This is a genomic window from Variovorax sp. TLI9-5A (assembly GCF_056867935.1).
Genome location: NZ_CP200310.1, coordinates 7,071,580 through 7,095,955, shown reverse-complemented (window position 1 = coordinate 7,095,955; position 24,376 = coordinate 7,071,580). Strand labels below are relative to the sequence as shown.

At 67.0% G+C, this 24,376-nt stretch carries 21 protein-coding genes; 18 read left to right on the top strand and 3 right to left on the bottom strand.

Annotated elements, in window-relative coordinates:
* Window positions 1–18: 18 nt before the first annotated feature.
* The 3 genes from AC1VNX_RS33620 to AC1VNX_RS33610 all read right to left on the bottom strand — a co-directional run bounded on the left by AC1VNX_RS33620 (window position 19) and on the right by AC1VNX_RS33610 (window position 2,796).
* Entirely contained in the window at window positions 19–1,218 is a 1,200-nt protein-coding gene (locus AC1VNX_RS33620; RefSeq protein WP_483161818.1) for an amidohydrolase family protein, read from the bottom strand.
* Window positions 1,173–1,922 (bottom strand): TetR/AcrR family transcriptional regulator, encoded by a 750-nt coding sequence (locus AC1VNX_RS33615; protein ID WP_483161817.1) that lies wholly within the window; start codon window positions 1,920–1,922, stop codon window positions 1,173–1,175. The genes AC1VNX_RS33620 and AC1VNX_RS33615 overlap by 46 nt, the downstream gene beginning before the upstream one ends.
* A 100-nt stretch (window positions 1,923–2,022) precedes the next feature.
* On the bottom strand, window positions 2,023–2,796 hold the full coding sequence (locus AC1VNX_RS33610) for a ferredoxin--NADP reductase (RefSeq protein ID WP_395318866.1): 774 nt from the start codon (window positions 2,794–2,796) through the stop codon (window positions 2,023–2,025).
* Between the two features lie 323 nt (window positions 2,797–3,119).
* Between AC1VNX_RS33610 and AC1VNX_RS33605 the strand changes: the two genes are divergently transcribed.
* From AC1VNX_RS33605 to AC1VNX_RS33520, 18 genes are all read left to right on the top strand, one after another.
* On the top strand, window positions 3,120–4,733 hold the full coding sequence (locus tag AC1VNX_RS33605) for a 6-hydroxynicotinate reductase (protein ID WP_483161816.1): 1,614 nt from the start codon (window positions 3,120–3,122) through the stop codon (window positions 4,731–4,733).
* A 2-nt stretch (window positions 4,734–4,735) separates the two neighbouring features.
* Entirely contained in the window at window positions 4,736–5,653 is a 918-nt protein-coding gene (locus tag AC1VNX_RS33600; RefSeq protein WP_483161815.1) for a UPF0280 family protein, read from the top strand.
* A gap of 21 nt (window positions 5,654–5,674) precedes the next feature.
* Window positions 5,675–6,316 carry an amino acid synthesis family protein gene (locus tag AC1VNX_RS33595; RefSeq protein WP_483161814.1) on the top strand — a complete coding sequence of 214 codons (642 nt, stop codon included), beginning with the start codon at window positions 5,675–5,677 and terminating at the stop codon, window positions 6,314–6,316.
* A 44-nt stretch (window positions 6,317–6,360) separates the two neighbouring features.
* Complete coding sequence (locus AC1VNX_RS33590; RefSeq protein WP_093206762.1) at window positions 6,361–6,945, top strand: amino acid synthesis family protein; 585 nt, start codon at window positions 6,361–6,363, stop codon at window positions 6,943–6,945.
* A gap of 79 nt (window positions 6,946–7,024) precedes the next feature.
* On the top strand, window positions 7,025–8,230 hold the full coding sequence (locus AC1VNX_RS33585; protein ID WP_483161813.1) for an ABC transporter substrate-binding protein: 1,206 nt from the start codon (window positions 7,025–7,027) through the stop codon (window positions 8,228–8,230).
* 81 nt (window positions 8,231–8,311) lie between these two features.
* On the top strand, window positions 8,312–10,252 hold the full coding sequence (locus AC1VNX_RS33580) for an ABC transporter permease (RefSeq protein WP_483161812.1): 1,941 nt from the start codon (window positions 8,312–8,314) through the stop codon (window positions 10,250–10,252).
* A complete protein-coding gene (locus tag AC1VNX_RS33575; protein WP_483161811.1) occupies window positions 10,249–11,049 on the top strand; it encodes an ABC transporter ATP-binding protein in 801 nt (266 codons plus the stop codon). The genes AC1VNX_RS33580 and AC1VNX_RS33575 overlap by 4 nt, the downstream gene beginning before the upstream one ends.
* Window positions 11,046–11,780, top strand: coding sequence for an ABC transporter ATP-binding protein (locus tag AC1VNX_RS33570; protein ID WP_483161810.1), 735 nt, complete (start codon window positions 11,046–11,048; stop codon window positions 11,778–11,780). The genes AC1VNX_RS33575 and AC1VNX_RS33570 overlap by 4 nt, the downstream gene beginning before the upstream one ends.
* Before the next feature lie 34 nt (window positions 11,781–11,814).
* A complete protein-coding gene (gene pncA / locus AC1VNX_RS33565; protein WP_483161809.1) occupies window positions 11,815–12,540 on the top strand; it encodes a bifunctional nicotinamidase/pyrazinamidase in 726 nt (241 codons plus the stop codon).
* A 55-nt stretch (window positions 12,541–12,595) separates the two neighbouring features.
* Window positions 12,596–13,756, top strand: coding sequence for an ABC transporter substrate-binding protein (locus tag AC1VNX_RS33560; RefSeq protein WP_483161808.1), 1,161 nt, complete (start codon window positions 12,596–12,598; stop codon window positions 13,754–13,756).
* Window positions 13,734–14,234, top strand: a complete 501-nt coding sequence (locus tag AC1VNX_RS33555; protein WP_483161807.1) for a (2Fe-2S)-binding protein — start codon at window positions 13,734–13,736, stop codon at window positions 14,232–14,234. Before AC1VNX_RS33560 ends, AC1VNX_RS33555 begins: the two co-directional genes overlap by 23 nt.
* Before the next feature lie 139 nt (window positions 14,235–14,373).
* Window positions 14,374–18,123 (top strand): molybdopterin cofactor-binding domain-containing protein, encoded by a 3,750-nt coding sequence (locus AC1VNX_RS33550; protein WP_483161806.1) that lies wholly within the window; start codon window positions 14,374–14,376, stop codon window positions 18,121–18,123.
* 91 nt (window positions 18,124–18,214) lie between these two features.
* A complete protein-coding gene (locus tag AC1VNX_RS33545) occupies window positions 18,215–19,396 on the top strand; it encodes a fumarylacetoacetate hydrolase family protein (protein ID WP_483161805.1) in 1,182 nt (393 codons plus the stop codon).
* Window positions 19,397–19,548: 152 nt separating this feature from the next.
* Window positions 19,549–20,646 carry a type VI secretion system protein TssA gene (tssA, locus tag AC1VNX_RS33540; protein ID WP_483161804.1) on the top strand — a complete coding sequence of 366 codons (1,098 nt, stop codon included), beginning with the start codon at window positions 19,549–19,551 and terminating at the stop codon, window positions 20,644–20,646.
* Between the two features lie 84 nt (window positions 20,647–20,730).
* A complete protein-coding gene (tssB, locus tag AC1VNX_RS33535) occupies window positions 20,731–21,300 on the top strand; it encodes a type VI secretion system contractile sheath small subunit (RefSeq protein WP_184640478.1) in 570 nt (189 codons plus the stop codon).
* 30 nt (window positions 21,301–21,330) lie between these two features.
* The gene (gene tssC / locus AC1VNX_RS33530) at window positions 21,331–22,839 is read left to right on the top strand and encodes a type VI secretion system contractile sheath large subunit (protein ID WP_019658415.1); all 1,509 of its coding nucleotides are present in this window, start codon (window positions 21,331–21,333) and stop codon (window positions 22,837–22,839) included.
* Between the two features lie 49 nt (window positions 22,840–22,888).
* Complete coding sequence (locus AC1VNX_RS33525; protein WP_483161803.1) at window positions 22,889–23,371, top strand: Hcp family type VI secretion system effector; 483 nt, start codon at window positions 22,889–22,891, stop codon at window positions 23,369–23,371.
* A gap of 137 nt (window positions 23,372–23,508) precedes the next feature.
* Window positions 23,509–24,372: a type VI secretion system accessory protein TagJ gene (locus tag AC1VNX_RS33520; RefSeq protein WP_483161802.1), complete on the top strand. Its 864-nt coding sequence runs from the start codon at window positions 23,509–23,511 to the stop codon at window positions 24,370–24,372.
* Window positions 24,373–24,376: the final 4 nt, after the last annotated feature.

The following is a 24,376-nucleotide window of genomic DNA, read 5'->3' as shown; positions in this document are numbered from 1 at the left end:
CGGTGCGGCGTGGCGCGCTCAGTGCGCGCCCGAGACGACGACCGGAATCTCCGTCGCCGGCGGCGTATTGCGGCTGCGGCCGCAGCGCACGATGCCGTCGATCATCACCATGCCCACGCCCGGGATGTCGCCGAGCTGCACGCTCTCGAGCAGGCCCGGCGCGGGTGAATGCTGCGCGCGGTCCATGAAGACGAAGTCGGCGGCGCGGCCCACCTCGATCAGGCCGCAGTTGAGCTTGCGGATCTTCGCGGTGTTGCCGGTCGCGAAGCAGAACACCAGCTCGGCCGGGATGTTCGCGATGGACGACAGCATTGCTACCATGCGCAGGATGCCCAGCGGCTGAACGCCCGAACCCGCGGGGCCGTCGGTGCCGAGGATCACGCGGTGCGGGCACTTGAGTTCCAGCGCGGCCTTCGCGGCGGCGATGGCGACCTTCTCGTTGCCGTTGTGCACGATCTCGATGGCGCGCGAGCTCTTCTCGCACAGCTCGCACACATGCGCCTCGGGCAGCGAGGTGTGGCCGCCGTTGATGTGGCCGATGACGTCGGCGTCGGCCTCGAGCACCACGTCCTTGTCGATCAGGCCCGAGCCAGGGATCGACGGCCCGCCCGTGTGGATGGTGCTCTGGATGCCGTACTTGCGCGCCCAGGCCACCATTTCCTTGGCCTCGTAGCCGGCCTTCACCGAGCCCAGGCCCACTTCGCCCAGCAGCCCCACGCCGGCCTCGGCGAGTTCCTTGAAGTCGCTCTCGACCATGCCCTTCTCGATGACGGGTGCGCCCGCCAGCACCTTCACGCCGCCGGGGCGGAAGTTGTCGAAGGCGCGCTGCGCGGTGATGGCCAGGGCCTTCAGTCCCACGATGTCCTTGGGGCGGCCGGGCAGGTGCACCTCGCCGGCGGAAATCATCGTCGTCACGCCGCCGTGCATGGTGGAGTCGATCCAGCCGAGCTGGCCCTGGCGCGGGGTCCAGTCGCCGAACACGGGGTGCACATGGCTGTCGATCAGGCCGGGCGCGACGCAGGTCTTCTTCGCGTCGATGACGGTGACCGCGCCTTCGAGGTCGCAGTCCTTCTCCTTGCCGACCGCGACGATCAGGCCGTCGTTCACCACGATGGTGTCGGCATCGAGGATGGGCTTGTCGATGTCGCCCGAGAGCAGCAGCCCGATGTTCCTTATGACGACCTTGCCCGACTTGCCGCCGGCTGCGATTTCTGCCATTTCGTGTTTTCCTCGTGGGGTGGGGTGTTCTCTTGTGCGTCGTCCGCGCGAACGGTGCGCAGCACGGTCTCGATCACGAAGTCTTCCCAGTGCGTGATCGCCTCCGGCGACTCCAGCGGCTCGCCGAGGAAGGCGGTGAGCGTGTGCCGGTTGGAGGTGTAGAAGTAGCCGGTGGACGCGATCAGCAGGTAGATGTCGCGCGCCACCAGGTCTTTGCGGAACAGGCCCTGCGAGGCGCCGCTGGCCAGGATCTCCGCGATGATCGCCACCGCGCGCGACGAGTACTCGCGCGCTCGCAGCGACTTCGAAATGTGCCGGCCCTTGTGCAGGTTCTCGGTATTCAGCAGCGTGACGAACTCGGGGTTCTTGCGGTAGTAGCCCAGCACGAAGCGGATGACTTCGGTGAGCGCATCCACAGGCCGCGAGGCGTCGAGCGCGATGGCGGCCTCGGCGTCGTCCATGCGCTGGTAGATGCCTTCGAGCACGGCAATGAAGAGGCCTTCCTTGCTGCCGAAGTAGTAGTAGATCATCCGGTCGTACGATTTCGCGGCCTTGGAGATCTTCTCAACGCTGCCGCCGTCGTAGCCGTACTTGGCGAAGACCTTGGTCGCCGCCTTCAGGATGCTGTCGCGCGTGGCCTGGGCAGCCGCCTCGCGCACGCCCATGCGGCGCTGCGGCTTGGTGACGGCAGCCTTGCGTTCCATTACAGGCGGTCGCCGCCGGGCCGCCCCAAGGCGGACCGCGCCTCCCCCTCGGGGGGTGGAGTTACACGCGCGAAGCGCGTGAAAAGCCGGGGGGCCGACATTACTTCTCTGCAAAGGCGCGCTCGACGACGTAGTCGCCGGGCGTGGAGGTGTTGCCTTCCTTGAAGCCGCGCTTCTCGAGGATGTGCTTCAGGTCGACCAGCAGACCAGGGCTGCCGCACAGCATGACGCGGTCTTCCTCGACATTGAGCGGCGGCAGGCCGAGGTCGTCGGTGAGCTTGTTGCTCTCGATCAGGTCGGTGATGCGGCCCTGGTTGCGGAACTCCTCGCGCGTGACCGTGGGGTAGTAGAGCAACTGCTTCTCGATCATCTCGCCCAGGAACTCGTGCTTGGGCAGGTGGTCGGTCACGAGGTCGTGGTAGGCCAACTCGTCGACCTGTCGCACGCCGTGCACCAGGATGACCTGCTCGAACTTCTCGTAGGTGTCCGGGTCGCGGATGATGCTCATGAACGGTGCGAGCCCGGTGCCGGTGCCGAAGAGGTACAGGCGCTTGGCCGGCAGCGTGTAGTCGATCAGCAGCGTGCCGGTGGGCTTGCGGCCCACGATGATGGTGTCGCCCACCTGGATGTGCTGCAGCTTCGAGGTCAGCGGGCCGTCTTCCACCTTGATGCTCAGGAACTCGAGGTGCTCCTCGTAGTTCGGGCTCACGATGCTGTAGGCGCGCAGCAGCGGCTTGTTGTTGACCTTCAGGCCGATCATCGTGAAATGACCGTTCGAGAAGCGCAGGGCCGGGTCGCGCGTGGTGGTGAAGGTGAACAGGCGATCGGTCCAGTGGTGGACGCTCAGGACGCGTTCTTCGCTGAATGCACTCATACGGAACTCAAGAGTTGGTTGGTAACAGGGGAGGTTGGCTGAGCCCGCGTGCACGCCTTTGGGGCGAAAGCCGCCGGCCGGCTCCGAACCCTCCATTGTCGTTGGTCGGAGAAACCCCGATGAACACCGCGAGAAAACACCATTGCAAGCATCGGGCCCGTTTGCTACATTGACCTTTGATGTAGTGAATGCAACATGAAAGTGTAGGGAATGCTACACAAACGGAAGTCGATGCACAAGCGGGTGGACGGCACGTTTGTTGCAAACCCCGACAGCCTGGATTTGCCCTTCGCACACCACCGAACGCCCACGAGATCGCCCCGATGACAGAACACACCAAGACAGATGGCCTCCCCGGCATGGACATGCCCGTGGTGGCCGAAGCCGGCAGCAGTGCCTTCGGCAAGGCGCCGCTGCGCAACGAGCGCATGAGCACGGCCAAGGTCGAGTGCAACGCCTGCCCGGTGCTGTGCCAGATCTCCGACGGCCGCACCGGCGCCTGCGACCGCTACGCCAACAAGGAAGGCGTGCTGGTGCGCGTCGATCCCGTCGTGCTGCTGCGCCGCACGGTCGAAAGCGAGAAGCCCGCGCTGGTTCCTTTCGACCGCCCCGGCGCCGAAGAAGGCCCCGCCAGCCCCGACTGGAACGGCGACCTGCTGCACGCCGACGAAGTCTTCGTCACCGGCGTGGGCTCCTCCACCACCTACCCCGACTACAAGCCCGCGCCCTTCATCGTGGCTTCCAAAGCCCAGGGCGTCGACATGGTCACCGTCGTCACCGAAGGCATCTTCAGCTACTGCAGCTTCAAGGTGAAGATCGACACCGACCGCTTCCTCGGCCCCGAGCAGGCGAATGTGCGCTACCGCGGCGAGGTCGTGGGCCACGTGACCACGGCCGAATACGGCTCGCAGATGCTCTCGCTCGGCGGCGTGCACCACCTCACCGGCGGCAGCAAGAAGGAAGGCCGCATGACGGCCGAGCTGATGCAGCTGCTGGGCAACAAGAAGGCGGTGGAGTGCACCATCGACGGCGGCTCCACCCTCGTCGTCCAGGCCGGCAAGGCGCCCATCGTCAACGGTGTGGAAGAGCAGCGCATGCGCGTGGGATGCGGCTCGGCCGCGGTCGGCATCTTCGCGCGCCAGTTCGCCGGCGTGGCCGACGAGGTGGTGGTGGTCGACGACCACATCACCGGCGTGCTCACCGAGCACCAGGCCGGCCGCTGCCTCGATATGGCGCCTTCGGGCATCCAGATGCTGGGCCGCAAGTCCACGCCGGGGCGCTACTTCCAGGTGGCGAACCCGGGCAACGGCTGGGGCGGCACCGACATCGCCGATCCGCTCGCGATCATCGAAGGCTGGGAAGAAGGCGTCGCCCGCCCCGGCCTGCGCCTGCTCATGACATCCACCACCGGCGAGCACGCGCAGTGGTATGTGCTCGACGATGCACTGAAGCCCGTCGAACAGGCCATGCCGCCGGAAGTGAAGCGCATCGTCGACCGCATCGGCGAGAACTGCGAACCGTCGCTGTGCACCGTGCTGTTCCTCGGCGGTGCGGGCGGCAGCCTGCGTGCGGGCGTCACCGAGAACCCGGTGCTGCTCACGCGTGCCATCAAGCGTGCGCTGGTCAATGTCACCTGCGGCGGCGCGCCGGCCTATGTGTGGCCCGGCGGCGGCATCACGGTTATGGCCGACGTCATGCGCATGCCCGACAACAGCTTCGGTACCGTGCCCACGCCCGCCATCGTCGCGCCCATCGAGTTCAGCATGCGGCGCGACGACTACGAGGCGCTCGGCGGCCATGTCGAGCACATCTTCCCGCTCGAGCAGGCGCTCGCTCGCGGTGCATGGCAGGAAGACGGCGCACCGCTTGCGCGCCAATGGCTCGCGGCGGACGACGCCAACCCGTGGCCCCTGGGCCACGCCCCGATGCTGGGCTGATCATGTCCGCCCAACGCACAGCGCTCGACAAGAGCCGCTGGCATTTCAACCACGGCCCGATCGACATCGTGGCCGAGGCGCATGGCGACCCGTACGCCGTCGCAGCCGCGCACGACGCGGCGTGGGCGCGCTTCGTCCACGTGCTCGACGAGCTGGTGCGCGAGCTGCCGCTGCTGCGCCTGCCGGTCACCGACAGGATGCGCCCGCGCAACGTGGTGGCCCGCCGCATGTGGGACGCATGCGCGGCCTTCTCGCCGATGTTCATCACGCCGATGGCCGCGGTGGCGGGCTCGGTCGCACAGGAGCTCATCGCCTTCTACGAACGCCCCGGCATCGAGCGCGCGTGGATCAACAATGGCGGCGACATCGCGCTGCATCTCGCGTCCGGCCAGTCCGCGCGCGTGGGCGTGTTCGCCGACATCGCGCGCTTCGACCTGCGCAGCCATCTGGCCGGCGAGGGCGGCATCCTCACCACCGACGGCCAGTTCGAACTGCGCGCCGACCAGCCCGTGCGCGGCGTCGCCACGAGCGGCTGGCGCGGGCGCAGTTTCTCGCTGGGTATCGCCGACAGCGTGACGGTGCTGGCCGCCACCGCAGCGCAGGCCGATGCCGCCGCGACAGTGATCGCCAACGCCGTCGACGTGGAAGACGAGGCCATCGCGCGCCGCCCCGCGAACGAATGCAAGGATGACAGCGACCTTGGCGACACCCTCGTCACCGTCGACGTGCCCACGCTGGCCCCCGCGCAGGTGCGCAGCGCACTCGATACGGGCGCGATATGCGCCAAGGTCCTGCAAAAAGGAGGGCTCGTGTGGGCCGCTCTACTCGTTTGCCAGGGGCAGTGGAGACTTGTCGAGCCCTTATGCTCGAAGGCGCTCGGCACAGCGTTGCCCAGATCCGTTGGTTCAGTATTTGCTTAACGAAAAGCAAGGTTCTTTTTCATGATCGAAATCCGCCGCGTCTTCACCCAGGTCGAGCACATCCACCACGAGTTCGGACCGCGCGCCGACACCCCGCTGGTGCGTGGTGCCATCGGCGCGGTGCTGACCAATCCGTTCGCCGGCCGCTACGAGCCCGACATCCTGCCGATGATGGCGCTGCTCGACCCGGTGGGCGTCGACATGGCGCACCGGCTGCATGCCGCCATGGACGTGCCGCTCGAGCAGATCGCCACCTACGGCAAGGGCGCCATCGTCGGTGCCGACGGCGAGCTGGAGCATGGCGCGCTGTGGCACGTGCCGGGTGGCTACGCCATGCGCGAACTGCTCGGCTGGAAAGGCAGCCGCGCCGCCTATACCGCGGGCAAGGCCGAGGAAAAGACCGGCCAGCCCGGCAATGCGCTCTCCATCGTGCCTTCGACCAAGAAGGTCGGCCCGCCCAGCGCCGCGCTCGATGTGCCGCTGACCAACATCAACGCCAGCTACGTGCGCGGCCAGTTCGATGCCATCGAGGTGCGCGTGCCCGGCGCGCCGGCGGCCGACGAGATCGTCTTCATCCTCGCGATGAGCACCGGCTACCGCGTGCATGCCCGCGTCGGCGGCCTGCTTGCCAAGGACATCAGCAAGTGGGACGGCCTGCGCTGACCCGCGAAGACACCCGCAGAGACAAATCAAGGAATCAAGAGACCATGACCGCCAACATCCGCAAGCTCGTCATTCAAGTTGACGAAACCCGCAAGGAAATGGGCAAGGACATCACGCCGCCCACGCGCCGTGCCGTCGCCATCGCCGTCATCGAGAACCCCTACGCCGGCCGCTACAGCGAGAACCTCGATGAACTCATCGCCATCGGCGAAGAACTCGGTGCGCTGCTGGGCCAGAAGGCCGTGAAGGCGCTGGGCATCGAGCCCGGCCAGGCGCAGAGCTACGGCAAGGCCGCCATCGTCGGCGAGCGCGGCGAGCTCGAGCATGCCGCCGCCATCCTGCATCCCAAGCTGGGCGCGCCGCTGCGCGTGGCGGTAGAGAAGGGCGCGGCGCTCGTGCCCTCTGCCAAGAAGCAGGGCACGCTGGGCACCGCCATCGACGTGCCGCTGGGCCACAAGGACGCAGCCTTCGTGCGCAGCCACTTCGACGCGGTCGAGGCCCGCGTGAGCGACGCGCCGCGCGCCAACGAGATCGTGGTGGCGGTGGCCGTCACCGACAGCGGCCGTCCGCTGCCGCGCATCGGCGGCCTGCAGGTTAGCGAGATCAAGGGCGAGGACGGACTGCGCTGAGACGCACCGCATCGTCCAGCCAGAGCCTCGCGCCCATACAACTCGAATTCTTTCTGCCTTAACCCCTAGGAGCTTCTCGATGAATCCATTGCGCCATGTTTTCTGCGCCGCTTCCGTCGTCACGCTGGCCACGGCCCTCGTTCCCGCGCACGCGCAGGGCGTGATCAAGATCGGAGAAATCAACAGTTACAAGGCGCAGCCCGCCTTCCTCGAGCCCTACAAGAAGGGCATGGAGCTCGCGGTCGACGAGATCAACGGCAAAGGCGGCATCAACGGCAAGAAGATCGAGCTCATCAGCCGCGACGACAACGCCAACCCCGGCGACGCGGTGCGCGTGGCCGAAGAACTCATCTCGCGCGAGAAGATCGACGTGCTGGCCGGCGCCTTCCTGTCGAACACCGGCCTGGCGCTGACCGACTTCGCCAAGCAGAAGAAGTTCTTCTATCTCGCCGCCGAGCCGCTCACCGACAAGATCGTCTGGAGCAACGGCAACAAGTACACCTACCGCCTGCGTCCCTCCACCTACATGCAGGTCGCGATGCTGGTGCCCGAGGCCGCCAAGCTCAAGAAGAAGCGCTGGGCGCTCGTGTACCCCAACTACGAATACGGGCAGTCGTCGGTCGCCACCTTCAAGACGCTGCTGAAGGCCGCGCAGCCCGATGTCGAGTTCGTCGCCGAGCAGGCTCCGCCGCTGGGCAAGGTCGATTCCGGCAGCGTCGTGCAGGCGCTGGCCGACGCCAAGCCCGATGCCATCTTCAACGTGCTCTTCGGCGCCGACCTCTCCAAGTTCGTGCGCGAAGGCAACACGCGCGGCCTCTTCAAGGACCGCGAGGTGGTGAGCGTGCTGACCGGCGAGCCCGAGTACCTCGATCCGCTGAAGGACGAGGCACCCAACGGCTGGATCGTCACCGGCTACCCGTGGAACGGCGTGAAGACGCCCGAGCACAAGGCCTTCCTCGATGCCTACCAGGCCAAGTTCAAGGACTACCCGCGCCTGGGCTCGGTGGTCGGCTACAGCGCCATCCACTCGATCGCGGCCGGCATCAAGAAGGCCGGCGGCACCGATACCGAGAAGCTCGTGGCCGCCTTCAAGGGCCTGCAGGTCGACACGCCCTTCGGCAAGATCAGCTACCGCGCGCAGGACAACCAGTCCACCATGGGCGCCTATGTCGGCAAGACCAAGAACGACGGCGGCAAGGGCGTGATGGTCGACTACGTCTACCTCGATGGCGCGAAGTTCCAGCCGAGCGACGAAGAAGTGAAAAAGATGCGCCCTGCGGACTGACCGCACGGCACCTCCACCGCATTCGCTGCCTTTTCGCATTAGGGCGCGGATGCGGACGTCTCCAGTTTCCTCAGGGTCCTTATGAGCTTCTCTGGCTTCGTTGTTCAGTTGCTCAACGGGTTGGCCGGCGCGTCCTCGCTCTTCTTCGTGGCGGCCGGTCTCTCGTTGATCTTCGGCGTGACGCGCATCGTCAACTTCGCCCATGGTTCGTTCTTCATGGTGGGCATCTATCTCGCGTACACGCTCGTCGACAAGCTGGGCTCGAGCCTGGGCTTCTGGCCCGCGCTGCTGATCGCGGCGCTGGCAGTAGGCGTGCTCGGCGCGCTGATCGAGGTGCTTCTGCTGCGCCGCATCTACAAGGCGCCGGAGCTGTTCCAGCTGCTGGCCACCTTCGCGCTGGTGCTCGTCATCAAGGACGCGGTGCTGTGGCTTTGGGGCCCCGACGAACTGCTCGGACCGCGCGCGCCCGGCCTCAAGGGCTCGGTCGAGATCCTCGGGCGTCAGTTTCCTTCCTATGACCTGTTCCTGATCGTCATCGGCCCGGTGGTGCTCGGCCTCGTGTGGCTGCTGCTCACCCGCACGCGCTTCGGCACGCTGGTGCGCGCGGCCACGCAGGACCGCGAGATGGTCAGCGCGCTGGGCGTCAACCAGGCCTGGCTCTTCACGGCCGTGTTCGCGCTGGGCGCGCTGCTCGCTGGCCTCGGCGGCGCGCTGCAGCTGCCGCGCGAACCCGCCACGCTGGAGATGGACCTGAACACCATCGGCGCCGCTTTCGTGGTCGTGGTGGTGGGCGGCATGGGCTCGCTGCCCGGCGCCTACATGGCCGCGCTGCTCATCGCCGAGATCAAGGCCGTGTGCATCTGGCTCGGCGTGGTGCAGATCTTCGGCATCGATGTGTCGTTCTCCAAGCTCACGCTGATGGTCGACTTCCTCGTGATGGCCATCGTGCTGGTGTGGCGCCCCTGGGGCCTGTTCGGCCGGCCGCAGGCGCCCAGCCGCTACGTGGGCATGCAGGAAGAGCCGCTGCGCCGGCCGAGCAATGCCTACCTCGTGGCCGCTGCCGTGCTGGCGCTGATGCTCGCCGTGCTGCCCCTGCTGACGGTGAACTCGCCCTACACCATGGTGCTGATGATCGACCTGATGATCGCGGCGCTCTTCGCCACCAGCCTTCACTTCATCATGGGCCCGGCCGGCATGCACTCCTTCGGCCATGCCGCCTACTTCGGCCTCGGGGCCTACGGCGCCGCGCTGCTGGTGCGCGCGCTGCACCTGCCGATGGAGCTTGCGCTCATCGTCGCGCCGCTGGTGGCCGCGCTCGGTGCCTTCGTCTACGGCTGGTTCGCGGTGCGGCTGTCGGGCGTGTACCTCGCAATGCTCACGCTGGCCTTCGCGCAGATCACCTGGGCCATCACCTACCAGTGGGACAGCTTCACCGGCGGCAGCAACGGCCTGACGGGCGTTTGGCCCTCCGAGTGGCTTTCCGACAAGCGGGCCTACTACTGGATCACGCTGGTGCTGGTGGGCGCGGGCGTGTGGTGGCTGCGGCGCGTGCTGTTCTCGCCCTTCGGCTACGCGATGCGCGCGGGCCGCGACTCGGTTCTGCGCGCCGACGCCATCGGCATCGACGTCAAGCGCATGCAGTGGGTGGCGTTCATCATCGCCGGCACCGTGGCGGGCCTGGCGGGCGCGCTCTTCGCATTCTCGAAGGGCAGCATCTCGCCGGAGACGCTATCGGTCGGCAAGTCGGTCGACGGCCTCGTGATGGTGCTGCTCGGCGGCATCCAGACGCTCGCGGGCCCGGTGGTCGGCGCCGTCACCTTCACCTGGCTGCACGACACCGTGGCGCGCAACACCGACTACTGGCGCGCGATGCTCGGCGCCATCATCCTGATCCTGGTGCTGCTGTTCCCGCAGGGCATCGCGGGCTCGATCAAGCAGCTTGCCGATCGCCGGCGAGGGCCCAAGGCCGAAGACGAGGCAAAGGCCGAAGCCAAGGCCAAGCTCGAGGAGGTGAAGGCATGAGCACGACGCTCCTCAAGGTCGAGAACCTCGGCAAGTCCTTCGGTGGCGTGAAGGCGGTGGACGGCATCAGCTTCGAGCTGCCGCCCGGCGAGCTGCTCGCGCTCATCGGGCCCAACGGCGCCGGCAAGTCCACCACCTTCAACATGGTCAACGGCCAGCTGAAGGCCGACCAGGGCTCCATCACGCTCGACGGCCAGGAACTCGTGGGCCGCAAGCCGCGCGAGATCTGGCGCATGGGCGTGGGCCGCACCTTCCAGATCGCCGAGACCTTCGCCTCGCTCACCGTGGTCGAGAACGTGCAGATGGCGCTGCTGTCGCACGACCGCAAGCTCTTTTCCACCTGGCGCCGCGCCGCCGATCACAAGCGCGAGGAAGCGCTGTCGCTGCTCGACCAGGTCGGCATGAAGTCGCAGGCCGACCGGCCCTGCAGCGTGCTGGCCTACGGCGACGTGAAGCGCGTCGAGCTTGCCATCGCGATGGCCAACTCGCCCAAGCTGCTGCTGATGGACGAGCCCACCGCCGGCATGGCGCCCAAGGAGCGCAACTCGCTCATGGCGCTGACCAAGGAACTCGTCATCCAGCGCGGCATGGCCGTGCTCTTCACCGAGCACAGCATGGACGTGGTGTTCGCGTACGCCGACCGCATGATCGTGCTCGCGCGCGGTCGCCTCATCGCGCAGGGCAGGCCGCTGGAGATCCGCGACCATCCCAAGGTGCAGGAGGTGTACTTCGGCACCGGCAAGACATTCGAGAAGAAGATCGCCGAGAAGGCCGCAGCCATTGGAGAAGCCGCATGAGCACCCATGAACCTTTGCTGCAGGCCAAGGCCTTGTGCGCCTGGTATGGCGCCGCGCAGATCCTCTACGACGTCGATCTCGAAGTGCGCCGCGGCGAAGTGGTCGCGCTCATGGGCCGCAACGGGGCGGGCAAGTCGACCACGCTCAAGGCGCTGATCGGCATGCTCACCAAGCGCCGTGGCGCGGTGCGCTTCCTGGGCCACGACATCTCGAAGAGCGAGCCGCATCACGCGGCGCGCCTGGGCCTGGGCTTCGTGCCCGAAGACAGGCGCGTCTTCACCGATCTCACAGTGATGGAAAACCTCGAAGTCGGAAAGCAGCCTGCGCGCCGCTGGGCCGACGGCAGCGACGCGCCGCTGTGGACTCCAGAGCGCCTGTTCAAGCTCTTCCCCAACCTGGGCGAAATGCCGAACCGCCCGGGCGGCCGCATGAGCGGCGGCGAGCAGCAGATGCTGACCGTGGCGCGCACGCTGATGGGCAACCCCTACCTCGTGCTGCTCGACGAGCCTTCCGAAGGCGTGGCGCCGGTGATCGTCGAGCAGATGGCCAACATGATCCTGGAGCTCAAGGCGCAGGGCGTGAGCATCCTGCTGTCGGAGCAGAACATGCACTTCGCCGAGCTGGTGTCCGACCGCGCCTATGTGCTCGAGAAGGGCCAGATCCGCTATCACGCCACCATGGCCGAGCTTGCGGCCAACGACGAAGTCCGCCGCGCCTACCTGAGTGTCTGAGCCTTCTCTCTTTCAACCCACCGGAGTCCACGCCATGCATCGCAGAACCCTCGTGAAATCCGCCGCCACCCTCGGGCTGGCCAGCGGCCTCGGCAGTCTCGGCTTCAACGCCTTCGCGGCCGGCAAGATCAAGCCCGGTGCCAAGGCGGCACTGATCGTGGTCGACGTGCAGAACTGCTTCCTCGACGGCGGCACGCTCGCGGTGAAGGGCGGCAACGAAGTCATTCCGGTGATCAACGCGCTTGCGCCGGCCTTCGAGAACATCGTCGTCACGCAGGACTGGCACACGGCGGGCCATGCATCGTTTGCCAGCACCTACAGCGGCAAGAAGCCCTTCGAGACCACCAAGCTCAGCTACGGCACGCAGGTGCTGTGGCCCGACCACTGCGTGCAGGGCACCGACGATGCCGCGCTCGGCAAGGACCTGAAGGTGCCGACCGCGCAGCTCATCATCCGCAAGGGCTTCCACAAGGAAATGGACAGCTACTCGGCCTTCGAGGAAGCCGACCACAAGACGGCCACGGGCCTCGCCGGCTACCTGAAGGCGCGCGGCATCAAGACCGTGTTCGTCACCGGCCTGGCCACCGACTTCTGCGTGGCGTGGACCGCAATGGATGCGCGCAAGGCCGGCTTCGAGGCCTACGTGATCGAAGATGCCACGCGCGGCATCGACCTCAACGGCTCGCTGGCCGCGGCCTGGAAGCAGATGACGGCCAAGGGCGTCAAGCGCATCCAGTCCGCCGACATCCAGACCGCCTGAGCGCGCCGCCGTGAAGAGGAACGGCAACAACGAACAAGACTGGGACCCACGACGCATGAAGCTTTCCATCACCAGGCGCGCCATGGTCGCGAGCGGCGCCGCCCTTGCACTCGGCCCCGGCCTGCTGCGCACGGCGCGCGCGGACAACGGTGTGAGCGACACCACCATCCGCATCGGCCAGTCGGCCGTGTTCAGCGGACCGGCGAAGGACTTCGGCATCGACTACCGCGCGGGCATCAAGCTGTACTTCGACCGCGTCAACAAGTCGGGCGGCGTGAACGGCCGCAAGATCGAGCTGGTCACCTACGACGACGCGTACGACCCCGCGAAGACGGCCGTCAACACCGCCAAGCTGATCGACGAGGACAAGGTGTTCGCGCTCACCGGCTACGTGGCTACCGGCAACCTCGCGGCGGCGATGCCGCTGGCCGAGAAGGCCGGCGTGCCGATGTTCGCGCCGCTGGTGGGCACCACCTCTTTCCGCACCAAGGTCAACCGCTACCTGTTCCACGTGCGCGCGGGCTACGACCTGGAGCTGCGCAAGATCATCAGCCACCTCTCGACCATCGGCATCCAGTCGATCGCGGTGGTCTACCAGGACAGCGCCTTCGGTAAGTCGAACCTCGCCACCTGCGAGGAACTGGCGGCCGACTACAAGGTGAAGGTGCTCAAGACCTTCCCGCTGGCCATCACGGCCGAGGACGCCAGGCAGGTCGTCAGCGGCCTGGCCGAAACGAAGCCGGGCGCGGTCGTGATGATCATGGCAGGGCGCATGGTGGAAGTGTTCATGCGCGACTACCGCGCGAACGCTGTGGGTGCGCCGCTGTACACGCTCTCGGTCGGCATCACCGACGCGGCGGGCTCGGCCAAGCGGCTCGAAGGCAAGCTCGCGGGACTGGTCACGGCCAGCATCGTGCCGCCGCCGCAGGCGCTGCGCGTGCCCATCGTGGCCGACTACCAGCGCGACCGCGCCGAGTTCGGCGAGAAGATCGACAGCTACACCGCGCTCGAGGGCTACATCGTCGCTCGGGTGATGGTCGAGGGCCTGCGCCGTGCGGGCAAGACGCCCACGCGCGACAGCTTCATCGCCGGGCTCGAGAGCATCGGCAGCACGCGCTTCGGCGACTTCCCCATCGAGTACAGCGCGAAGAACCACAACGGCTCGACCTTCGTCGATCTGGAGATATACGCCCGTGACGGCCAGCTGCGGCGCTGAGCCGCTGCGCCTGCTGGTCAACGGCCGGGCGCAATCGATGGCAGGCGTGCCGCGCGAGGCGACGCTGCTGCACCTGCTGCGCAACGACCTGGGGCTGAACGGCCCCAAGTACGGCTGCGGGCTGGGGCAGTGCGGCGCATGCACCGTGCACGTCGACGGCGTGGCCGCGCGCTCGTGCGTGATTCCCGCGCACGGCGTGGCGGGGCGCGCCATCACCACGCTCGAAGGTCTGGGCTCGCGCGGCAGCTGGCACCCCGTGCAGGCTGCCTTCGAAGAGGCGCAGGCCGCGCAGTGCGGCTACTGCCTCAACGGCATGGTGATGCAGGCCGCCGCGCTGCTCGCACGCGATCCGCAGGCGAGCGAAGCGCGCATCCGCGCAGAACTGTCGGGCAACCTGTGCCGCTGCGGCACGCACATCGAGATCCTCGACGCGGTGCAGCGCGCGGCGGTGCGCATGCGCGAGGAGCCGAACCCATGAGCCGCTGGTCTTGTCCCCTCTCCCGCTTGCGGGAGAGGGCCAGGGTGAGGGCATCGGCCTTCGCAAGAGCACAGCTCCAACCGTCGCTGCCGGCCCTCACCCCAACCCTCTCCCGCAAGCGGGAGAGGGAGCAAATGCCATGACGCGCCGCGCAGATCTGCCTCAGACGCGCGCCGAGTTCCTTGCTGCCACCGGCGTGCTGCTGGTGCTGCGCGAGACCCCGCCACCGCCGCCGCCGGCCAAGGGCCAGCCGGCCTTCATCGCCAGCAACCCCGCCGAAGGCGACGAGGTCCTGCTCGCGGTGTGGGACGACGGCAGCGCCTCGGCGCTCAACGGCCACGTCGACCTGGGCACCGGCATACAGACCGCGCTCGGCCAGATCGTGGCCGAGGAGCTCGACCTCGGCATGCCCGGCGTGCGCGTGATGCTCGGCGACACCGCCCGCGCGCCCAACCAGGGCGCGACCATCGCCAGCGCGTCGATCCAGATTCATGCGCAGCCGCTGCGGCTGGCGGCGGCGCAGGCGCGGGCATGGCTGCTGGCGCGTGCGGCCGAGCGTCTGGGCGTGGCCGCGGATGCGCTGCAGATGCGAAATGGCGTGGTGCGCGTCGCCGAAGCGCCGGACCGGCACCTCAGCTATGCCGAACTCGTGGCGGGCCAGCGCACCGTGCTCCGGCTCGACCCGCAGGCGAAGCCCAAGGACCCGGCCGACTACCGCGTCGTCGGCACGCGGCAGGCGCGCGTCGACATCCCGGCCAAGCTCGCGGGCGAGCTCGTGTTCGTGCACGACATGCGCGTGCCCGGCATGCTGCATGGCCGCGTCGTGCGCCCGCCGTATGCGGGGGCGGACCATGGCGAGTTCATCGGCAACACGCTGGAGTCGGTCGACGAATCGTCGATTGCGCACATACCCGGCATCCGCGCGGTGGTCGTCATCCGCGACTTCGTCGGCATCGTGGCCGAGCGCGAGGAGCACGCCGAGCGGGCGCTGCGCGAACTGCGCGTGCAGTGGAAGCCATGGCCCGGCATGCCCGACCTCGGCGACCTCGCCCAGGCCCTGCGCGACAACCCCTCGACGCAGCGGCTGCTGGTCGACGAGGGCGACGTGGACGGCGCCATCGCGTCGGCTGCGCAGCCCATGCGCCGCACCTACTTGTGGCCCTACCAGATGCATGCGTCCATAGGCCCCTCGTGCGCGCTGGCCGATTGGCAGCCCGCCGACGGCAGCGGCATGCAGCTGCGCTGCTGGACCGGTTCGCAGAACCCGCACGTGCTGCGTGCCGATCTCGCGAAGCTCATGGGCGTAGAGGACGTGCAGGTCGACGTGGTCCGCATGGAGGCTGCGGGCTGCTACGGCCGCAACGGTGCCGACGACGTGGCAGCCGATGCCGCGCTGCTCGCGCGTGCGGTCGGCGCGCCGGTGCGCGTGCAGCTCACGCGGGAGCAGGAGCATGCGTGGGAGCCCAAGGGCGCAGCGCAGCTGATGGAAATCGACGGCGGCCTCATGGCCGATGGACGCGTCGCCGCCTACGACTTCGAAACCTCGTACCCGTCGAACGGCGCACCCACGCTGGCGCTGCTGCTCACGCGCACCATCGAGCCGGTGGCGCAGGCCTTCGAGATGGGCGACCGCACGGCGCGCCCGCCCTACAGCTACGACAACCTGCGCGTGAAGGTCAACGACATGGCGCCGATCGTGCGAGCCTCGTGGCTGCGCGGCGTGTCGGCGTTGCCCAGCTCGTTCGCGCACGAGTCGTACATCGACGAGCTGGCGACGGCGGCGGGTGTCGACCCGGTGCAGTTCAGGCTGCGGCACCTGGAAGATCCGCGCGCAGTCGAGCTCGTGCAGGCCACCGCGCAGAAGGCCGGCTGGCGCATGCGCACCGGGCCGCAGGAGAACGCCGATGGCGGGCTGGGCGAGGGCGGCGACATCCTCTTCGGCCAGGGCTTCGCGTACGCGCGCTACATCCACAGCAAGTGGCCGGGCTTCGGCGCGGCGTGGGCCGCGTGGGTGGCCGACGTGGAGGTCAACCGCAAGACCGGCGAGGTGCATGTGCGCCGCGTGGTGGTGGGGCACGACGCGGGGCTGCTGGTCAATCCGGCGGGCATCGAGCACCAGGTGCATGGCAACGTGATCCAGACCACGAGCCGTGCGCTGAAGGAGCGCGTGCAGTTCGCGCCGCAGCAGCAACAGCAGCAGCAGCAGGGTGCGACGACGGGTGCGCAGCTGCCGGGCGTGCTGCCTTCCGGTGTGGTCGCGAGCCGCGAGTGGGGCGGCTACCCGATCATCAACTTCCGCGAAGTGCCGGTGATCGAGGTGATGCACATGCCGCGCCCGGGCGAGCCATCGCTGGGGGCGGGCGAGTCGTCGTCGGTGCCGGGCACGGCGGCGATCGCGAATGCGATCTTCGATGCGACGGGGGTGCGGTTCAGGGCGCCGCCGTTCACGCCGGAGACGGTGCTGGCGGAGTTGAACAGGGGTTCGCTCCCGCCGCCCCCGGATGAGGGCGAGCGACGCATGGACGGTGACGCCGCAGTGCCTCCATCCCGGCCTTCTCCCGGCAAGGGCGTGAGTGGCGCAGTCTGGCCGCGGCGCAAGGGGCTGTGGGCCACTGGTGCCGCGCTGGTTGTCGGCGGCATCGGCGTCATTGCCGGACTGCTCGGATGGCGCTCCGCCATCGCGCCGGTGTCGCTCACCGCGCCGGTCTACAGCCAGGCCACCATCGAGCGTGGCCGCGCGCTCGCCGCAGTCGGCGACTGCGCGGTGTGCCATACCGCTCCCGGCGGCACGGCCAACGCAGGTGGCCGGGCCATGGACACACCCTTCGGCACGCTTTACACCACCAATCTCACGCCGGATGCAGAGACGGGCCTCGGCCGCTGGTCCTTCAGCGCCTTCCAGCGCGCGATGCGCGAGGGCGTCTCGCGCGACGGCCACTATCTGTATCCCGCGTTCCCGTACACCGCCTTCGCGAAGACCAGCGACGACGATCTGCAGGCGCTGTATGCGTACTTCATGTCGCTGCCCGCGGTGCGAGCGGAAACGCCGAAGTCCGAGCTCAAGTTCCCGTTCAGCGTTCGTCCACTGATGGCTGGCTGGAACGCGCTCTTTCATGACCCGACGCCGATGCAGCCCGTGGCCACGCAGAGCGCGCAATGGAATCGCGGTGCCTACCTGGTCAACGGCCTGGGGCATTGCGGCGCTTGCCACACGCCGCGCAATGCGCTGGGCGCGGAGCAAGGCGGCAGCGCCTTCCTGTCGGGCGCGATGGTCGACGGCTGGGAGGCGCCCGCGCTCACGCAGCTGGCGTCGAAGTCTGCGGTGCCGTGGGATGCCGACGAGCTGTACCGCTACCTGCGCAACGGCCACACGCAGCACCACGGCATTGCGGGCGGGCCGATGGCCGAGGTGGTGCGTGAACTCGCGCAGGTGCCGGATGACGACATCCGCGCGATGGCCACATATCTAGGCTCGTTCAATCCTGTGCCGGCTGCGGAACCCTCCGTCGTTGCGCAGCAGGTTGTAAGCAACGCGGCGCGCACGCAAGGGCAACTGCTCGGCCCCGCGCAGCGCATGTTCGACAGCGCCTGCGCGTCCTGCCATCACGATGGCAACGGCCCCACGCTGCTCGGTGTCAACACGCCGCTCGCGCTGAACAGCAATCTCACCAGCGCGCGGCCGGATAACCTGCTGCGCACCATCCTCGATGGCGTGCGCGAACCGGCGAGCCGCGACATCGGCTTCATGCCCGGCTTCCGCGAAGTGCTCGACGACCGGCAGATCGCCGAGCTTGCAGGCTATATGCGCGCACGCTTCGCGCCGCAGGAGCCCGCGTGGACCGACCTGCCGGCCGAAGTGGCGCGCGTACGCGCGGCGCCGGGTCACTGAAGGCCACAAGAGAAGAGCCGGCCGCGTCGTCTCCCCCGTGCGCCGCTACGATGCAACGTAGCGCACACATTCACCACGGAGACACCACGCCATGCCGCTCGATCTTTCCATCTCTTCCAGCTTGCCCCGCGATGCCGGACGCGCCACGCTCGTCGGCCGTCTCTGGCAACCCGGCGTGGGCCCCGTACTGGTCGCAGTTCACGAAGGTGGCCTGCACGACCTGTCGAAGCTCGCGCCCACCATGAGCGATCTGCTCGAAGGCAACAAACCGCCTGCGGAAGCGGTTCGCAATGCATTGAAGAACGCACCGCGCATCGCCGCGCTCGACGAAGCCCTTGCCAACAGCGACGAGACCGCGCGCGACACGGGCAAGCCATGGCTGCTCGCGCCATGTGATCTGCAGGCCATCAAGGCCAGCGGCGTCACATTTGTTGCGAGCCTGCTCGAACGCGTGATCGAGGAACAGGCGCGCGGCGATGCATCGAAGGCCGAAGCCACGCGCGCGGCCATCGGCAGCGTGCTCGGCGACAACCTCGCGGACATCGTGCCGGGATCGACCGAGGCGCTGAAGGTCAAGGAAGTGTTGATCGCGCAGGGCGCGTGGTCGCAGTACCTCGAGGTCGGCATCGGTCCCGACGCGGAAATATTTACAAAGGCGCCGGTGCTTTCAGCCGTCGGTACCGGCGCGGATGTCGGCATCCATTCGGGCTCGGTGTGGAACAACCCCGAACCGGAAGTCGTGCTCGCCGTCAACAGCCGTGGCGAAACGCTGGGCGCGGCACTGGGCAACGATGTCAACCTTCGTGACTTCGAAGGCCGCAGCGCACTGCTGCTGGGCAAGGCGAAAGACAACAACGCCTCGTGCGCGATCGGTCCGTTCATCCGGTTGTTCGATGAACACTTCGGCATTGCGGACGTGCGGCGCATCACCGTCGGGCTGGAAGTGACGGGACCTGAGGGCTTCAGGCTGGAGGGATCGAGTTCGCTGTCGAAGATCAGCCGCGATCCGCTCGACCTCGTGGCGCAAACAGTAGGAATAAATCACGCTTATCCCGACGGATTCATGTTGTTTCTCGGAACCATGTTCGCGCCGACACAAGATCGTCATGGGCCTGGGCAAGGATTCACGCACGTTGTGGGAGACCGGGTGCGCATTGCTGCACCGGAACTCGGTGCACTGCTCAATCGCGTAGTACATGCCGACAAGGCACCGATGTGGACTTTTGGTATCAGTGCGTTGATGCGCAATCTGGCTGCGCGTGGTTTGCTGTGATCGACATGTAGACGTTCCGTTTGAATTTCAAAAGAGGTTGTACTTCTTAGTAATTCATACGCTTCGTGTTGCAATCTGTTGCTGTTGACCGCATCACTTGTTCCCCTCAAGATTGCTGCTGTTAAGAAACGTTTGAACGAGGGGAGTAGAGGTTGGCGCAGAGTGAGATCGATCTATTGCAGGAGCCCGTTGAAGGCCCGCTGGCTTGCGGTGAAGACCTGGAATACGACCCCGATTTCATGGCGTTGCATCAGGCGACGGCGGGCAAGCGCGAGCAGCAATTCGGCTCGACGATCATTCCCGCGGAGCCGCCCGATTGGGCCCGCGTAGAGCGCATCGCAAAGCAGCTTTGCACGCGTACGCGCGACCTTCGCGTGCTGGTGCCCCTCACGCTGGCCTGGACCGAGAGCCGCGGCTTGCCCGGTTACGTCGAAGGTCTGCAACTCGTCGACGTTGTGCTTCGGAAATTCTGGGACGACGTGCATCCGCGCGTTGTCGATGACGGCTTCGAAGACCCGCTGCCGCGCATGAATGCGCTGGCCGCATTGGCCGAGGCCGAAGGACTCGGACGCAGCGTGCGCGATGCGCGGCTGCTCGACGAAGGCGGCGCATCGATGAGCCTGCGCCAGGTCGAGGCCTTGCTCGATTCGAGCAAGACAGATCATCAGATCGATTACCCGGGCGGTATCGGCCGGCTGAAGGACGCGGTGCGGCGCGCGCAGGAAAAGGCGGCGCCTCCGGTGGTGGCATTGCGCACGGCGCTGGAGTTGCTGCAGCGCATTCGCGAGACAAGCGAGCGCGCACTCGGCCAGAGCTGGGCGCCCGACTTCTCGCGGCTCGAACGCTCGCTGCGTACTGTTGCCCAACTGTTGCCGGAGCAAGTACAGGCTGAAGAGGCGGTAGCAGGCGAGGCGCAGTCCGGAGCCGATCCGCAAGGGGGGAGCGTCGGCGGGGCCGTGGCGAATGGTGCGGTCGGCGGTACTGCGGCAAATGGCGGTACCGGCCTACGTCAGGTACTTGTTAAGGATATTGAAATATCGAGCCGTGAAGATGTCCAGGTGTTGCTCGAGAAGGCTTGCCAGTTCATGGAACGCACGGAGCCCAGCCATCCGGCGCCCATGCTCATACGCAGAGCGCAGCGGCTGCTGGACCTCAACTTCTTCCAGATCATCGAAGAGCTCGTGCCAGAGGGATTGCAGAAGATAGAGAGCCTTGCAGGACGTCCGTTGAACGGGGGCAGCGCGGAGTAGCAGGCGGAGGCCGTCGCGGGCCCCGCGAGCCGAGAGGCCGGCCGGGGTCGTACCCACACGCATTACAGATTCAAGAGGAAGCTTATGGCAGACAACCGTGTCAGAAACAGTGGTCAGAAGTTCATTGCGCGCAACCGCGCGCCGCGTGTGCAGATCGAATACGACGTCGAGATCTACGGCAGCGAACGCAAGATCCAGCTGCCCTTCGTGATGGGCGTCATCGCCGATCTCGCGGGCAAGCAGATCGACCCGATGCCCGACCTCGCCGAGCGCGAGTTCATGGCGGTGGACATCGACAACTTCGACGAGCGCATGAAGGCCATCAAGCCGCGCGTTGCCTTCCAGGTGCCAAACACGCTCACCGGCGATGGCCAGATGAACGTCGACATCACCTTCGACAGCATGGACGACTTCTCGCCCGCGCGCATCGCCCGCCAGGTCGGCGCGCTGCAGCAACTGCTCGAAGCGCGCACCGAGCTGTCGAACCTGCTTTCGTATATGGACGGCAAGAACGGCGCCGAGCAGCTGATCGCTCAAGCACTGCAGAACCCGGCACTGCTGAAGTCGCTGGCATCGGCACCGAACCCGGCCGTCGCCAAGGCGGTGGAAGCCGCGAACGAAAAGGCCGGTACGCCCGGCACGTCTTCCGAGTAAGCGCGAGCAGCAGCAAGGACCGCCATCATCATGAGCACCGCCCCCAAACAGACCACCGCGCGCGCACCGGCCTCCGTCGAGACGCTGGAGCCGAACGAGTTCTCGAACCTGCTGCAGCGCGAGTTCAAGCCCAAGACCGACCAGGCCCGCGAGGCGGTGGAAAACGCCGTCAAGACGCTGGCCGTGCAGGCGCTGGAAAGCACCGTCACCGTCTCCAACGATGCCTACCGCACGGTGCAGGCCATCATCACCGAGATCGACCGCAAGCTCTCCGAGCAGATCAACCAGATCCTGCACCATGAGGAGTTCCAGCAGCTCGAAGGTGCATGGCGCGGCCTGCACTATCTGGTGAACAACACCGAGACCGACGAGCAGCTCAAGATCCGCGTGATGTGCGCATCGAAGCGCGAGGTCGCTCGATCGCTCAAGCGCCACAAGGGCATCGGCTGGGACCAGAGCCCGCTGTTCAAGAAGATCTACGAAGCCGAGTACGGCCAGTTCGGCGGCGAGCCTTTCGGCGCGCTGATCGGCGATTTCCATTTCGACCACAGCCCGCCCGACGTCGAGATGCTCGGCGAAATGGCCAAGATCGCCGCGGCCGCGCACTGCCCCTTCATCGCGGGCGCGTCGCCCACGGTGATGCAGATGGACTCGTGGCAGGAACTGTCGAATCCGCGCGACCTGACCAAGATCTTCCAGAACACCGAGCACACCGCGTGGCGCTCGCTGCGCGACTCGGAAGACGCGCGCTACATCGGCCTGGCCATGCCGCGCTTCCTGGCTCGCCTGCCGTATGGCGCGCGCACCAACCCGGTTGACGAATTCGAGTTCGAGGAAGAGACCGACTCGGCCGCGCACAACCGCTACACCTGGGCCAACTCGGCCTATGCGATGGGCGTGAACATCAATCGCTCGTTCAAGCAGTACGGCTGGTGCACGTCGATCCGCGGGGTGGAATCGGGCGGCGCGGTGGAAAACCTGCCCACGCACACCTTCCCGACAGACGACGGCGGCGTGGACATGAAGTGCCCGACCGAGATCGCCATCAGCGACCGGCGCGAGGCCGAGCTCGCCAAGAACGGCTTCATGCCGCTGGTGCACCGCAAGAACTCCGACTTCGCGGCCTTCATCGGCGCGCAGTCGCTGCAGCTGCCGGCCGAGTACTACGACGCCGACGCCACGGCCAACGCGAACCTCGCGGCACGCCTGCCGTATCTCTTCGCATGCTGCCGCTTCGCGCACTACCTGAAGTGCATCGTGCGGGACAAGATCGGTTCGTTCCGCGAGCGCGAGGACATGGAGCGCTGGCTCAACGACTGGATCATGAACTACGTCGACGGCAGCCCCGGCACCTCGTCGCAGGACACGAAGGCAATGAAGCCGCTGGCGGCGGCGGAAGTCCAGGTGGAAGCCATCGAGGACAACCCCGGCTACTACGCCGCCAAGTTTTTTCTCCGGCCGCACTATCAGCTCGAAGGGCTGACGGTGTCGTTGCGGCTGGTTTCGAAGCTGCCATCCAACAAGAAGGACAGCAGCTAATTCAACGGCGTCCCGGAAGCGGGCGCAAATAACTCTGGGGGTTTAAATCATGGCAGTAGACATGTTCATGCGCGTTGAGGGCGCAAACGGCGAATCGAAGGACTCGAACCACAAGGAGTGGACGGACATCAAGTCGTTTGCGTGGGGAGCAACGCAGCCTGGCAACATGGTCAGCGGTGGTGGCGGTGGCGTCGGCAAGGCCAGCTTCAACGACCTGCAGGTGCTGGCGCGCATCGACAAGGCGGCGCCTTCGGTGATGAAGAACTGCGCGAGCGGCAAGCACCTGAGCAAGGTGGAAGTGTCGGTGTGCAAGGCCGGCGGCTCGCAGATCGAGTACACGCGCGTCACGCTCGAGGAAGTGCTGGTCACGTCGGTGCAGTACACGGCCGAGCAGGGTTCGGACGCCGTGTTCGTGCAGTACGCCTTCCAGGCCGCCAAGGTGAAGCAGCAGTACTGGGAACAGACCGACAAGGGCGGCAAGGGCGCCGAGACGGTCCTGGCCTGGAACATCAAGGAAAACAAGGAGTCCTGATCTCCTTTTCCCGATGCGCGGCCGGCCTTTCGGGCCGGCCGCGACGTTTTTCCCGACGGCCTCCACGGCCGTCCTTCGCACAGCGGCCTTCTCGACAAAGTTCGCGCCGCGTGCCAGCCAGTCAGCGAGGAAGCTTCATGGGCGATGGGTTTGCAGTACTGGGCGAGCGCTCAGTGGACGAGCACACCGAATGGGTACAGCGGCAGATCCGCTCCAATCCCCAGAATGCAGGCCTGCGTCTTGCCTTGTGCCACTTCCTCGCGTTGCGCGGCGAGTGGCAGCGGGCTGAAGACCAGCTCAAGCTCGCCACCAAGCTGGACCCTACTTTCACACCCGCCAGCGTCACCTGTTCGATGGCGCTTTCGGGCGAACGCCACCGCAGCGAATTCTGGTCGGGCGGGCGTGCTCCGGCCATCGTCGGCGGCAACGCCGAATGGGTGGAGCAGCTGATCGCTGCCGCGGCCCTGCCGGCCGACCGCGCCGAGGAAGCAGCGGCCCTGCGCGAGAACGCGCGGCAAGCCGCGCCCGCATTGCGCGGCAGGCTCACCAGCGTGGACCGCTCCGATTCGCGCGCCGTGCAGGCGCTCGACGGCGAGCCCGTGCAGCGCAGCGATTTCGAATGGCTCTGCGACGGCGACGTGCGCATCGGCACCGTGTTCGAATTGCTCACGCCCTCTGGCTACGCATGGCTGCCGCTGACCGAGGTGCGCCGCGTCAAGTTCTCGCGGCCGCAGCATCTGGTCGACCTGCTGTGGGCGCCCACCGAATTCGAGCTGCATGACGGCCGCGCGCTCAACGGCCTGGTGCCGGTGCGCTATCCGGGCCAGCTCGAAGGCCTCGACGACGAGGCTGCGCTGGGCCGCCGCACCGACTGGCTGCCGCTGGCCGGCGAAGAGCAGTACGCCGGCCTGGGCCAGCGCACGCTGATCAGCGAGGCCGGCGACCATTCGCTGCTCGACCTGCGTCTCATCGAGTTCTCGCGCGAGGGCAGTGCTGGATGAGCGG